Consider the following 12996-nt stretch of genomic DNA (forward strand, 5'->3'; position numbering starts at 1 on the left):
AAGCAGTCCGATGTCGCAGCCGATCCGCCTCAAGGACCACGAGAAAGACGCCCGCCTGGTGCGTAACCGCGTCGTGGTCGGCGCCGTGGCGGTCATGCTGCTTGTCTGCGTGTTGATCGCACGCCTGTACTACCTGCAGATCATCCAGTACGACTACCACTCGACGCTGTCGGAAAACAACCGGGTGCACGTGCAACCGATCCCGCCGACTCGCGGGCTGATTTTCGATCGCAACGGGGTGATCATCGCCGATAACAGGCCCAGCTTCAGCTTGTCGATGACCCGCGAACGTGCCGGCAATTGGCAGCAAGTGCTGGATACGATCGTCGAAGTGCTGGAGCTGACAGCCGACGATCGTGCGCTGTTCGAAAAGCGCATGAGGCAGGGGCGACGGCCCTTCGAGCCAGTGCCGATCCTGTTCGAGCTGAACGAAGAGCAGATCGCCCGCGTGGCGGTCAACCAGTTCCGCTTGCCTGGCGTCGAAGTGGTCGCCCAGTTGGTGCGGCATTATCCGCAAGGGGCGCATTTCGCCCATTCGGTAGGGTATGTCGGGCGGATCAACGAGAAAGAGCTCAAAAGCCTTGACCCGGTGAACTACAGCGGCACCCACCATATCGGCAAGACCGGCATCGAGCGCTTTTACGAAGACGACCTGCATGGCCAGGTCGGTTACGAGGAAGTCGAGACCAACGCCCGCGGGCGCGTGCTGCGGGTGCTCAAGCGTACCGACCCGAAACCTGGCAAGGACATCGTCCTGAGCCTGGACATCAAGTTGCAGGAAGCTGCCGAAGCCGCCCTGGGTGGGCGCCGTGGTGCGGTGGTAGCGCTCGACCCGCGTAGCGGCGAAGTGCTGGCAATGGTCAGCCAGCCGAGCTTCGACCCGAACCTGTTCGTCACCGGCATCAGTTTCAAGGCCTACGCCGAGTTGCGCGACTCGATCGACCGGCCGCTGTTCAACCGCGTACTGCGCGGCCTGTACCCGCCTGGCTCGACCATCAAGCCGGCGGTTGCCATCGCCGGCCTGGACAGCGGTGTGGTCAATGCCGGCAGTCGGGTGTTCGACCCGGGCTACTACCAACTGCCCAACTACGACCACAAATACCGTAACTGGAACCGCAGTGGTGATGGCTGGGTCGACCTGGATACCGCAATCATGCGCTCCAATGACACCTATTTCTACGATCTTGCCCACAAGATGGGCATCGATCGGCTCTCTACCTACATGAACAAGTTCGGCATCGGGCAGAAGGTTGCCCTGGACATGTTCGAGGAGTCGGCCGGGCTGATGCCGTCGCGGGAATGGAAGCGCGCCACCCGCCGCCAAGCCTGGTTCCCCGGTGAAACCCTGATTCTGGGCATCGGCCAGGGCTATATGCAGGCAACGCCGCTGCAACTGGCCCAGGCCACCGCGCTGATCGCCAACAAGGGCGTCTGGAACCGTCCGCACCTGGCCAAGACCATCGAAGGTCAGCCGCCCGTGGACCCGAACCCGATGGAAAACATCATCCTGCGTGACAAGTCCGACTGGGCCAAGGTCACCCACGGCATGGAGCAGGTGATGCACAACGCCCGCGGTACTGCGCGCAAGGCTGCGGCCGGTGCCCAGTACCGCATTGCCGGCAAGAGCGGTACCGCGCAGGTGGTCGCGATCAGGCAGGGCGAGAAATACGACCGCAACAAAATTCAGGAGCGCCACCGCGACCACGCGTTGTTCGTCGCCTTCGCCCCGGCCGACGATCCTAAGATCGTGGTTTCGGTGATGGTCGAGAACGGCGAGTCCGGCTCCGGTGTCGCCGCACCCGTGGTGCGGCAGATCATGGACGCCTGGCTGCTCGACGAGAACGGTCGGCTCAAGTCCGAGTTCGCTCCTGCCACTGTCGCCCAGGAAACGGCCCCGTGAAGAACAATTTCGACCGCATGCTCTCCAGCGAGGACGTAATGCGTCGACGCGCCAGCTTCCTGCAGCGCATCCACATCGACGGCCCCTTGCTGGTCATCCTGTTGATCCTCGCCGCGGGCAGCCTGTTCGTGCTCTATTCTGCCAGTGGCAAAAACTGGGACTTGCTGCTCAAACAGGCCACTTCATTCGGTATCGGGCTGGTGTCGATGTTCGTCATCGCCCAGCTTGAACCACGCTTCATGGCGCGCTGGGTGCCTCTTGCCTATCTCACGGGGGTGCTGCTGTTGGTCGTGGTGGACGTCATGGGCCATAACGCCATGGGCGCCACGCGCTGGATCAACATACCCGGGGTAATCCGCTTCCAGCCCTCGGAGTTCATGAAGATCATCATGCCCGCGACCATCGCCTGGTACCTGTCCAAACGCACCCTGCCGCCTCATCTGAAACACGTGGCCATCAGCCTGGTGCTGATTGGCGTACCGTTCATTCTCATCGTCCGCCAGCCCGACCTGGGTACGGCGTTGCTGATCCTTGCCTCCGGCGCCTTCGTGTTGTTCATGGGCGGCCTGCGCTGGCGCTGGATCCTGAGCGTGCTGGCGGCGACCGTGCCTGTGGCGGTGGCCATGTGGTTCTTCGTCATGCACGACTACCAGAAACAGCGCGTGTTGACGTTCCTCGACCCTGAAAGCGACCCGCTGGGCACCGGCTGGAACATCATCCAGTCCAAGGCCGCCATCGGCTCGGGTGGTGTGTTCGGCAAGGGGTGGCTACTGGGCACCCAGTCGCATCTGGACTTCCTTCCAGAGAGCCATACCGACTTCATCATCGCCGTGCTCGGCGAAGAATTCGGGCTGATCGGCATCTGCCTGCTGCTGGTCGTTTACCTCTTGTTGATCGGCCGTGGCCTGATGATCACCGCTCAGGCGCAGACCCTGTTCGGCAAGCTGCTGGCAGGCAGCCTGACCATGACCTTCTTTGTCTATGTGTTCGTCAATATCGGTATGGTCAGCGGCCTTTTGCCCGTGGTGGGCGTGCCGCTGCCCTTTATCAGCTATGGCGGAACTTCGTTGGTGACGCTGCTGTCAGCGTTTGGCGTTTTGATGTCGATCCATACGCACCGTAAATGGATCGCACAGGTTTGAAAAAGGTGAAGAATTTGATGCAAGCAGTGCGTAACTGGGCTGCCCGTTTTGCGCCGTGGGTCGGCGCGGTGGGCCTGTTCGCCGCTGTCCAGCAGGCCCATGCCGGCGATTACGACGGCTCGCCTGAGGTGGCCGAATTCGTCGGCCAGATGAGCCGCGACTACGGCTTTGCCAGCGAGCAGTTGATGGGCGTGTTCCGCGAGGTGCAGCGCAAGCAATCGATCCTCGACGCCATATCGCGGCCGGCCGAGCGGGTAAAGCCGTGGAAGGATTACCGGCCGATGTTCATCACCGACGCGCGCATCGCCCGCGGTGTGGACTTCTGGCGCCAGCATGAAGCGGTGCTGGCCCGGGCGGAGCAGGTGTACGGCGTGCCGGCGCAGTACATCGTCGCGATCATCGGCGTGGAAACCTTTTTTGGCCGCAACACTGGTAACTACCGTGTGATCGATGCCTTGTCGACCCTGGGCTTCGATTACCCGCCGCGCGCCGAGTTCTTCCGCAAGGAGCTGCGTGAATACCTGCTGCTGGCGCGCGAAGAGCAGCTCGACCCGCTGACTCTCAAAGGTTCGTACGCCGGTGCCATGGGCTTGCCGCAGTTCATGCCGAGCAGCTTTCGCAACTACGCGGTGGACTTCGATGGCGATGGCCACATCAATATCTGGAACAACCCCGACGATGCCATCGGCAGTGTCGCCAGCTACTTCAAAGAGCACGGCTGGGTGGCCGGGCAGGGCGTGGTCAGCCGGGCCCAGGTCAGTGGCGCGCGTGCAGACGAAGGCCTGACCACGGGCATCGAGCCAGTGAAGACCGTCGCACAGTTGCAGGCGCTTGGCTGGTCGAGTCATGATGCGTTGCGCGGTGATCTGCCAGTGACCGCCTTCCGGCTGGAAGGCGCAAACGGGCCTGAATACTGGATGGGCCTGAAGAATTTCTACGCGATCACTCGCTACAACCGCAGCGTGATGTATGCCATGGCGGTGCATCAGCTTTCGGAACAGCTGGTCCAAGCACGGGGCGTCAAGTAATGCGCGCAATGAAATCTGCCAATACCTTCAAGTTGCTGGCCTGCATGGCCGTCGGCATGCTGCTGGTCAGTTGTTCCTCCAGCCGGCCGACCCCACAGAAAAGCGGCAATGTGGTTCGTGCGCAGCCCGGCCTGGATATCAACCGTGCTCACAAGGACGGTGCGCCGTGGTGGGACGTGGATGTGAACAAGATCCCGGACGCGACGCCGACCGTGCACACCGGCAACTACAAGGCTAACCCTTACACGGTGCTGGGCAAGACCTACTACCCGATGCAGGACTTCCGCAACTACCGTGCCGAAGGTACCGCCTCGTGGTACGGCACCAAGTTCCACGGGCAGAACACCGCCAACGGTGAGCTTTATGACCTGTATGGCATGAGCGCAGCCCACAAGACCCTGCCGCTGCCTGCCTATGTACGGGTGACCAACCTTGCCAACGGGCGCAGCGTGATCTTGCGGGTCAATGACCGTGGCCCGTTCTACTCCGACCGCATCATCGACCTGTCCTATGCCGCTGCCAAGAAGCTCGGCTATGCCGAGAACGGCACCGCGCACGTGCGGGTCGAAGGCATCGATCCCCAGAAATGGTGGGCCGAGCGTGGCCAGCAGCCGCCCTTGATGCTCAAAGAGCCTCAGGTAGCCCAGACTCAGGCGATTGCGGCCAGCACCGGGCGTGTCGAGCAATGGTCGCCGCCGGCGCAGCAACACGCGGCGCCGGTAGTGCCTGTGCAGGTGGGTGGCAACAATGTGCCGGCAGGCAACGGTGGCAGCTTCTTGCAGGTGGGCGCTTTCGCCAACCCGGATGCGGCCGAGCTGTTGCGTGCGAAGCTGAGCACCATGGTCAGCGCACCGGTGTTTATCAGCTCCATCGTGCGTAACCAGCAGACCCTGCACCGCGTGCGCCTTGGGCCGATCAGCAGCCAGGGCGAAATCCAACAGGCGCAGGACAGCATTCGCCTGGCGAACCTTGGCCAGGCCAAGCTGGTCACAGACTGACCGCGGGTGCGAGCTGCAAGCTTCGAGCTGCAAGCTTCAAGCTTCAAGCTGCAAGAAGAAGCCCGGTGCGCGTCGCCTTGGCTTACAGCTTACAGCTTACAGCTTGCAGCTTGCAGCTCGAGCTGTCTGTTTTGTCATGAATTGCCGCGCGCGGCCATGTACAATGTCGGCTTTTGCCCGCAGCGACACAAAGCCGCACTTCGTGGGCTCGGCCCCGAGCCGCAAAAACTAGACTGACTGGCGCTGGGCACACGACGTGGCCCAGGGAACATCTCAGACCATTAGCGATTTTCGAGAGACGGATGAACATCACCAACCTTGCCAAACGACTTTGCCTGCCCGTACTGCTGATGATCACGCCTGTTGCCTTTGCGGCAGAGCAGATGATGCCGGCACCACCGCAACTGGCAGCCAAGTCCTATGTACTCATGGACGCGTCCAGCGGCAATGTGCTGGTCGAAAACAACGGCGACGAGCGCCTGCCGCCGGCCAGCCTGACCAAGCTGATGACCGCCTACATCGCCACCCTGGACATCCGCCGTGGCCAGATCGGCGAGAACGACCCGGTCACCGTCAGCGAGAACGCCTGGCGTACCGGTGGTTCGCGCATGTTCATCAAGGTCGGTAGCCAGGTCACCGTCAGTGACCTGCTGCATGGCATCATCATCCAGTCGGGCAACGACGCATCGGTCGCCTTGGCCGAGCACATCGCGGGCAGCGAAGATGCCTTCGCCGACATGATGAACAAGACTGGCGCCGAGTTGGGCATGTCCAACAGCCACTTCATGAACCCGACCGGCCTGCCGCACCCGGACCACTACTCCTCGGCCCACGACATGGCCATCCTGGCGCGCGCGATCATCAACGTCGACCCGGCTCACTACGCCATCTATTCGCAGAAAGAGTTCCTCTGGAACAACATCAAGCAGCCAAACCGCAACCTGCTGCTGTGGCGTGACAAGACGGTCGATGGCCTGAAGACTGGCCACACCGAAGAAGCCGGCTACTGCATGGTGGCTTCGGCTGTACGCGACGGTCAGCGTTTGATTGCGGTCGTGTTCGGCACCAACAGCGAGCAGTCCCGTGCTGCCGAAACCCAGAAGCTGCTGACTTACGGCTTCCGCTTCTTCGAAACCCAGACCTTCTATCAGAAAGGCACCGAACTGACCCAGGCCCCGGTCTGGAAAGGCGCCACCAGCATCGTCAAAGCCGGGCTGGCCGACGACCTGACTCTGACCATGCCTAAAGGCCAGATGAAGCGTCTGCAGGCTTCGATGACCATGAACCCACAACTCACTGCACCGATCGCCAAAGGTGACGTGATCGGCAAAGTGGAAGTCAAACTGGACGATAACGTGGTTCACAGCGCCGACCTGATCGCCCTCGATGGCGTCGAGGAAGGTGGTTTCATCCGTCGTATGTGGGATAGCATCCGTCTATTCTTCTACGGGTTGTTCAACTGATACGTGACCTGCACGCCCCTGTAATCCAGCGGGGGCGTTGTTGTTGCCACGGCTTACGAGGCCGTTTCCGCCATGAGCGAACCTGACGTCAAGTCGCACAAGATCGAATTCCCCTGCGCCGATTACCCGATCAAGGTCATCGGCGACACCGTTGTCGGCTTCAAGGACATGGTGATCGAGGTACTGAGCAAGCATGCCAAAGTCGACCTTGCCACGCTGGCCGAGCGCCAGAGCAAGGAAGGCAAGTACACCACGGTGCAGTTGCATATCGTTGCCGAGAGCGAAAATCAGCTGCACGATATAAACAGCGCCCTGCGTGCGACCGGCATTGTGAAAATGGTGCTCTGATGTCCCTTCGCCTCGGTTTTCGCGAGCTTGGCCTGCAGCCCTATGAACCGGTGCTGCAAGCCATGCGTCGCTTCACCGAGCAGCGTAGCCCAGACAGCCAGGACGAAGTCTGGCTGGTAGAGCACCCCGCTGTTTTCACCCAGGGCCAGGCCGGCAAGGCCGAGCACCTGCTGGTACCGGGCGATATTCCGGTGGTGCAGACCGATCGAGGGGGCCAGGTGACTTACCATGGCCCCGGGCAATTGGTTGCCTACCTGCTGCTTGATGTGCGCCGCCTGGGCTTTGGTGTACGCGAACTGGTCAGCCGTATAGAGCAGACGCTGATCGAGCTGCTTGCCAGTTACGGTGTCAACGCGGCGGCAAAGCCCGATGCGCCGGGTGTCTATGTCGACGGAGCGAAAATCGCCTCCCTCGGCCTGCGAATCCGCAATGGCCGTTCTTTTCACGGCCTTGCTCTGAACGTGGACATGGACCTTGCGCCATTCCGCCGAATCAACCCCTGCGGGTATGCGGGGCTGGCCATGACCCAGCTGCGTGACCTGGCAGGCCCGATCGAACTCGACGAGGTCAGGACAAGGCTGCGCGGACAGCTGGTCAAGCACCTCGACTATGCTGAGCAGACGACCCTGACGGGCGGAATCGACTGAATATGACAACTGTGCAAGAAGCCGTGCCGAACCTGATACCTACCCAGGATGCCACCCCGCGCCCCGCGCCGAAGAAGGTGGAAGCTGGGGTCAAGCTGCGTGGTGCCGACAAGGTGGCGCGCATCCCGGTGAAGATCATCCCTACCGATGAGCTGCCGAAGAAACCCGACTGGATCCGCGTGCGCATCCCGGTTTCCCCCGAGGTAGACCGCATCAAGCAACTGCTGCGCAAGCACAAGCTGCACAGCGTCTGCGAAGAGGCCTCCTGCCCGAACCTGGGTGAGTGCTTCTCCGGTGGTACTGCCACCTTCATGATCATGGGCGACATCTGCACCCGGCGCTGCCCGTTCTGCGATGTCGGCCATGGCCGGCCGAAACCGCTGGACCTCGACGAGCCGAAAAACCTGGCTGTTGCCATCGCCGACCTGCGCCTGAAGTACGTCGTGATCACCTCGGTGGACCGCGATGACCTGCGTGACGGTGGTGCTCAGCATTTCGCCGACTGCATCCGCGAGATCCGCGCGCTGTCGCCGGGCGTACAGCTGGAAACCCTGGTGCCGGATTACCGTGGCCGGATGGATGTGGCGCTGGAGATCACCGCGCAAGAGCCGCCTGATGTGTTCAACCACAACCTTGAAACCGTTCCGCGCCTGTACAAGGCCGCACGCCCTGGTTCGGACTACGACTGGTCGCTGGACCTGCTGCAGAAGTTCAAGCAGATGGTGCCGCACGTACCGACCAAGTCGGGGCTGATGCTCGGCCTGGGCGAGACAGACGAAGAAGTGATCGAAGTGATGCACCGCATGCGTGAGCATGACATCGACATGCTCACCCTCGGCCAGTACCTGCAGCCGTCGCGCAGCCACCTGCCAGTGCAGCGTTTCGTGCACCCAGACGCCTTTGCCTGGTTTGCCGAGGAAGGCTACAAGATGGGCTTCAAGAACGTTGCATCGGGCCCGTTGGTGCGTTCGTCCTACCATGCCGACCAGCAGGCTCACGAAGCCAAGATCAAGCTCTGATCCTGGTTTGAGCCGTACATGCCGATGCACGCTGAAAGGCGGCATCGGCATTTTTGTTTTTGTGCCCAGCGCTGCAAGGAGTTGCGATGAATTGCGCCGAAACGTCTGAACACCGCCTGCCCGCCGCATTGCCGGGCAACGCCTGCTTTGCCATTGTCGCTCCGGCCGGGCCGGCAAGGCTGGATGCGCAAAAGGCTGGCCAGTGGTTTGCCGAGCGCGGCTATCGCTGCCGTATCTACCCTGGAGTGGGGCAGGCCGAGGGCTATCTGGCGGGCACTGATCAGCAGCGGTTACAGGATCTGCACGATGCCTTCGCTGACCCGAACATCGACGCGGTCCTGTGCATGCGCGGTGGCTATGGCAGCATGCGCCTGCTCGATCAGCTCGACTTCGATCTGATCCGGCGCAACCCCAAGCCGCTGATCGGCTACAGCGATATCACCGCGCTGCACACAGCTATCTACCGCCATAGCGGCTTGATCAGCTTTCATGGGGCGATGCTCAACGCTGACCTGCTCGGCGCGAAGCTGGCGCCGACCGAGTCGTCGCTGATCGCGCAACTGAGTGGCGCGTTAGGGGAGGGCGACGCCATCGTGCACCCGGCCGAATTTGCCTTGAGTTGCGTGGTACCTGGTGTTGCCAGTGGGCGTCTGCTGGGCGGCAACCTGTCGATTCTGGGCGCGACCCTGGGAACGCTGGCGCAGATCGATACGAACGGCTGCATCCTGTTCATCGAGGATGTCAACGAGCCACTTTACCGGGTGGACCGCCTGCTGACCCAATTGCGCCTGGCAGGCAAGCTGGATGGGGTCAAAGGGGTGCTGGTAGGGGATTTCGCCGGGATCACCGTGGCGGCGCTGACGCCCCTGTTGCAAGATATTTTCCGGCCATTGGGCGTGCCGGTGCTGGCAGGGTGGCGCAGCGGGCATTGTGATCCGAATGTGTGCTTACCGCTGGGGGCAGAGGTGGTGCTGGACAGCGAGGCGCAGCGCCTGGTATTGGCGCAGGACCTGTTCAAAGCGTGAGGTTGCAGGGGCGCAAAGCGCCCCCTGGTTTATCAGCGTTGACGCAGGCTATCGAGCAACTTATGCGTCGGGTACCCATCCGCTGGCCAGCCAAAACCCTGCTGCGCATTGCGAATGGCCTTGCGGGTATTGGCGCCGATGATGCCATCGGGGTTGCCCGCATCATGCCCGTTGGCGTTCAGCAGGTTCTGCAATTCCATGCGCTCGCTACGGCTCAGCGGCAGATCATCCTTCGGCCAGCTGCCAGCGATGAAGCCCCAGCCCGAGAAGCGATCGCCCAGCAAGCTCACGGCCAACGCATAGGACGATGAGTTGTTGTACTTGAGAATGGCGCGGAAGTTATCCAGCACCAGGAAGGCCGGGCCACGGGCGCCGGCCGGCAGCAGCAGGGCCGCGGAAAGGTCGTTGCTGCCCATCGGCAGTTTTGTGCCCGCCGGCAGTTTCACACCCAATTGCAACCACTCACTGACGGGTTTGCGCAACGCGCCATCGGCTAACCAGAAGTCGAAGCCTGCCGGTACCTGAACCTCGAAGCCCCATGGCTGACCGCGTTTCCAGCCGGAGCTCTGCAGGTAATGCGCAGTCGATGCCAAGGCATCCGGAGTGCTGTTCCAGATATCGCGGCGGCCGTCACCGTCGAAGTCCACCGCATGGGTGTTGTAGGTGGTGGGGATGAACTGGGTCTGGCCCATGGCGCCGGCCCAGGAGCCACGCATGGCCTCCGGCTGGATGTCGCCGTGCTGGATGATCTGCAGCGCGGCAATCAGCTGATCCTGGGCAAATTGCGGGCGACGGCCTTCATACGCCAGGGTAGCCAGCGAGCGGATGACCGACTTGCTGCCCTGGAACTGGCCAAAGTTGCTCTCCATGCCCCAGACCGAGACCAGGACCTGACGGTCTACGCCATAGCGCTGTTCGAGGCTGGCCAGTAGTTCGGCATTCTGCTCAAGCAGTTTCTTGCCATTGCGTACTCGCAGTGGCGACAGCGCACCTTCCAGGTATTCCCACACTGGGCGGGTGAATTCGGGCTGGCTGCGGTCTGCCTTGATCACATCCATGTCAGGCGTCACGCCAAGAAACGCACGATCGAAGGTGCTTGCCGAGATGCCAGCCTGCAGGGCTTGCTGGCGGAAGCCGGCCTGCCACTGGGCAAATGTTTGCAGCGGCTGAATTTCAGTGCTGACGTCGGGCGTAGCGCTGGGCAAAGTCACTACCGGCGCAGGCTGGGCGGGGGCCAGCGGCAGGGCGTCGGCGGCGGTGGGTTTTTCCGCGCAGGCGACGAGCAGGATCAAGCTGGAGGCCGCGAGCAGTTGGCGGGATTTCCGGCGGGGGGTAAGACTGAAGGGCATGCACAGATCCAGAATTTCAGGTCAGGTGTCGACCATATCATGCCTGCGCTTTCGATGCTTTCATGCGGCCAAAAAGTAAGAAGCCTCCCAATCTTTCGACTGGAAGGCTTCGCGGCGGTAGCTGCCTTTACCCTTGTCTGGTCGTTCCTGGCGGCAGCGGAACAAGGGTTGGGCAACGATGGATTTGGCCTTGTTGTGGCCTTGTTTCTTCGGCTTTTTGCTCATGGCGGGGTTCCCGGGCCGGTTGGGTTTCGGGCGGACTCTAGGCCTGTGCAGCAGCCGGGGCCAATTGATTGTGTCAATGGTTTGAGATTCGGGCCTGCAAAGCAGCCCCAACCCTGGCGTCACTCAGGCGGTAGAGCCAATCGCTGCCCGGCCATGAGCAATGACAAGCGTGACAGCCCGGTCCAGGGTGAACCCTCGGCTTGGCCCTTGATCTGCGCATCGATGCGCTGGGCATCTTGCAGCAGCTGCGCCCAGCGCTGCGCCGACAGGCGCTGCAGGGCTTTGCTGACCAGTGGCCGGCGTTTGTCCCACACAGGTGGGCGGGCTTGGCTGAAGGCCTTGTCCAAGGGCACGCCTTGGCTGAACTGCTGCGAAAGCCCTACCAGCAGACGCAGTTCGCGCGCCAGCGCCCAGAGAATCACGGGTGGCTCTACCCCTTCGCCGCGCAGGCCTTCGAGCATCCGCAGGGCATGCACAGCGTCGCCATTGAGAATGGCATCGACCAGGCCGAACACGTCGAAACGCGCGCTGTCGGCAACGGCTGCCTGCACCGTCTCGACGGTGACCTGGCTGCCGTCGGCGAGCAATTTGAGCTTTTCGATTTCTTGAGCGGCAGCCAGCAGGTTGCCCTCGACACGTGCCGCGATAAGGTCGACCGCATCACGCTGGGCCGAAAGGCCGGCCTGTGCCAAACGCTGGTTGATCCATTGCGGCAACTGCTGGGCATCCACCGGCCAGATCTGGATGAACTGGCAATGGTTGCCCTCGATCAGGGCCTTGCCCCACTTGGTCTTCTGCGCACTGCCATCGAGTTTGGGCAGGCTGACCAGCAGCAGCGTGTCCTCGGCAGGGTTGGCGCAGTATTCCATCAACGCCGCAGCGCCTTTGTCACCAGGCTTGCCCGAGGGCAGGCGCAGCTCCAGCAGCCGGCGTTGGGCGAACAGGGACAGGCTGGCACCGGCCTGAAGCAAGGTGCCCCAGTCGAAACTGGCGTCGGCGCTGAACACCTGGCGCTCGTCAAAACCCTGCTGACGCGCGGCATTGCGTATGGCGTCGGCAGCTTCCTGACACAGCAGCGGATCATCGCCACTGACGACATAGACCGGGGCCAGTGCGCCTTGCAGGTGCTTGTTGAGTTGGGCGGGGGCGAGTTTCATCGGAAACAGGCGGGGCACCGGGGTGCCCCGCACGGGCTTAGTTGCCCGGAATTTCCAGAGGCGATTGCTGCGGCGTTTCTGCCTGCTGGCTGCGCGCGGCCTCCAGCGCAGCGGCTTCGGCCTTGGCACGTTCGTCGGCATCGCGCTGCAACTGGTCCAGCTGCGTCGGCGTCAGCATTTGCAGGCGCACGACCATGGCGTTGACCAGCTCGCGGCGCATTTCTTCGCGGGCAATGGAGGCTTCCTGGTCGGAGCCGGTGATGTTGCCGCCGTCGCGCACATAAATTTTGCGCACTTCCAGCTTGTCGCTCATCAGCTCCAGGTTGTTCAGGCCCAGGATGCTGTAGCTGAGCACGGTGGTCAGTTCGTACTCGGCAGATTGGTTGCTGCTGGCGTAGGACGCTGCGCGCTGGGTCTGCTGTTCGTTGGTCAGTACCAGGCGATACGGCGCGCCGGTGTGCAGGTTGACGCCGCTGCGCTCCAGAACGTCGCGCAGTTGCGTCACGGTCGGGCCGTAGGCATCACGTGCGCTGACGTCCATTTCCTTGACGCTGAGCTCGGAGGTGCCGGTGCCGCGCAGCTGGAAACCGCAGGCGCTGAGCATGATGGCCAGGCCCAATACCAGCAGATTGCGTTTGATCATGTTGTTGCTCCCTTGTGGGCTGATACCGCCCACCCGCACTGGCTGCAGGTGA

13 protein-coding genes are annotated in these 12996 nt (G+C 62.2%); 9 read left to right on the forward strand and 4 right to left on the reverse strand.

The features are described 5' to 3' along the window. Positions 1-10: 10 nt before the first annotated feature. The 9 genes from mrdA (at position 11) to ACIPZH_RS07605 (ending at position 9570) form a co-directional block, all read left to right on the forward strand. Positions 11-1900 (forward strand): penicillin-binding protein 2, encoded by a 1890-nt coding sequence (mrdA, locus tag ACIPZH_RS07565; protein ID WP_400628849.1) that lies wholly within the window; start codon positions 11-13, stop codon positions 1898-1900. Positions 1901-1938: 38 nt separating this feature from the next. Beyond that, entirely contained in the window at positions 1939-3042 is a 1104-nt protein-coding gene (gene rodA / locus ACIPZH_RS07570; protein WP_400628956.1) for a rod shape-determining protein RodA, read from the forward strand. A gap of 17 nt (positions 3043-3059) precedes the next feature. Continuing rightward, positions 3060-4070, forward strand: a complete 1011-nt coding sequence (gene mltB / locus ACIPZH_RS07575; RefSeq protein WP_267820713.1) for a lytic murein transglycosylase B — start codon at positions 3060-3062, stop codon at positions 4068-4070. Continuing rightward, positions 4070-5068: a septal ring lytic transglycosylase RlpA family protein gene (locus tag ACIPZH_RS07580; RefSeq protein WP_241803947.1), complete on the forward strand. Its 999-nt coding sequence runs from the start codon at positions 4070-4072 to the stop codon at positions 5066-5068. Before mltB ends, ACIPZH_RS07580 begins: the two co-directional genes overlap by 1 nt. A 302-nt stretch (positions 5069-5370) precedes the next feature. Next, entirely contained in the window at positions 5371-6531 is a 1161-nt protein-coding gene (locus tag ACIPZH_RS07585) for a D-alanyl-D-alanine carboxypeptidase family protein (RefSeq protein ID WP_241803946.1), read from the forward strand. A 72-nt stretch (positions 6532-6603) separates the two neighbouring features. After that, a complete protein-coding gene (locus ACIPZH_RS07590; RefSeq protein ID WP_012312556.1) occupies positions 6604-6879 on the forward strand; it encodes a DUF493 domain-containing protein in 276 nt (91 codons plus the stop codon). Then, a complete protein-coding gene (gene lipB / locus ACIPZH_RS07595) occupies positions 6879-7526 on the forward strand; it encodes a lipoyl(octanoyl) transferase LipB (RefSeq protein WP_241803944.1) in 648 nt (215 codons plus the stop codon). Before ACIPZH_RS07590 ends, lipB begins: the two co-directional genes overlap by 1 nt. 2 nt (positions 7527-7528) lie before the next feature. After that, positions 7529-8545, forward strand: a complete 1017-nt coding sequence (gene lipA / locus ACIPZH_RS07600) for a lipoyl synthase (protein WP_400635770.1) — start codon at positions 7529-7531, stop codon at positions 8543-8545. A gap of 86 nt (positions 8546-8631) precedes the next feature. After that, positions 8632-9570 carry an LD-carboxypeptidase gene (locus ACIPZH_RS07605; RefSeq protein WP_400635772.1) on the forward strand — a complete coding sequence of 313 codons (939 nt, stop codon included), beginning with the start codon at positions 8632-8634 and terminating at the stop codon, positions 9568-9570. A gap of 32 nt (positions 9571-9602) precedes the next feature. On the opposite strand, the gene ACIPZH_RS07610 is transcribed toward ACIPZH_RS07605, so the two are convergent. The 4 genes from ACIPZH_RS07610 to lptE all read right to left on the reverse strand — a co-directional run bounded on the left by ACIPZH_RS07610 (position 9603) and on the right by lptE (position 12944). Next, positions 9603-10919, reverse strand: a complete 1317-nt coding sequence (locus ACIPZH_RS07610; RefSeq protein WP_241803942.1) for a lytic murein transglycosylase — start codon at positions 10917-10919, stop codon at positions 9603-9605. A gap of 60 nt (positions 10920-10979) precedes the next feature. After that, positions 10980-11144, reverse strand: a complete 165-nt coding sequence (arfA, locus tag ACIPZH_RS07615) for an alternative ribosome rescue factor ArfA (protein ID WP_241803941.1) — start codon at positions 11142-11144, stop codon at positions 10980-10982. A 119-nt stretch (positions 11145-11263) separates the two neighbouring features. Further along, a complete protein-coding gene (gene holA / locus ACIPZH_RS07620) occupies positions 11264-12301 on the reverse strand; it encodes a DNA polymerase III subunit delta (protein ID WP_241803940.1) in 1038 nt (345 codons plus the stop codon). A gap of 37 nt (positions 12302-12338) precedes the next feature. Further along, positions 12339-12944: an LPS assembly lipoprotein LptE gene (lptE, locus tag ACIPZH_RS07625; RefSeq protein ID WP_400635775.1), complete on the reverse strand. Its 606-nt coding sequence runs from the start codon at positions 12942-12944 to the stop codon at positions 12339-12341. Positions 12945-12996 lie beyond the last annotated feature (52 nt).

Origin of the sequence: Pseudomonas sp. NPDC089758, from assembly GCF_044748705.1 — a bacterium.
Taxonomy (GTDB): Bacteria; Pseudomonadota; Gammaproteobacteria; order Pseudomonadales; family Pseudomonadaceae; genus Aquipseudomonas; species Aquipseudomonas putida_X.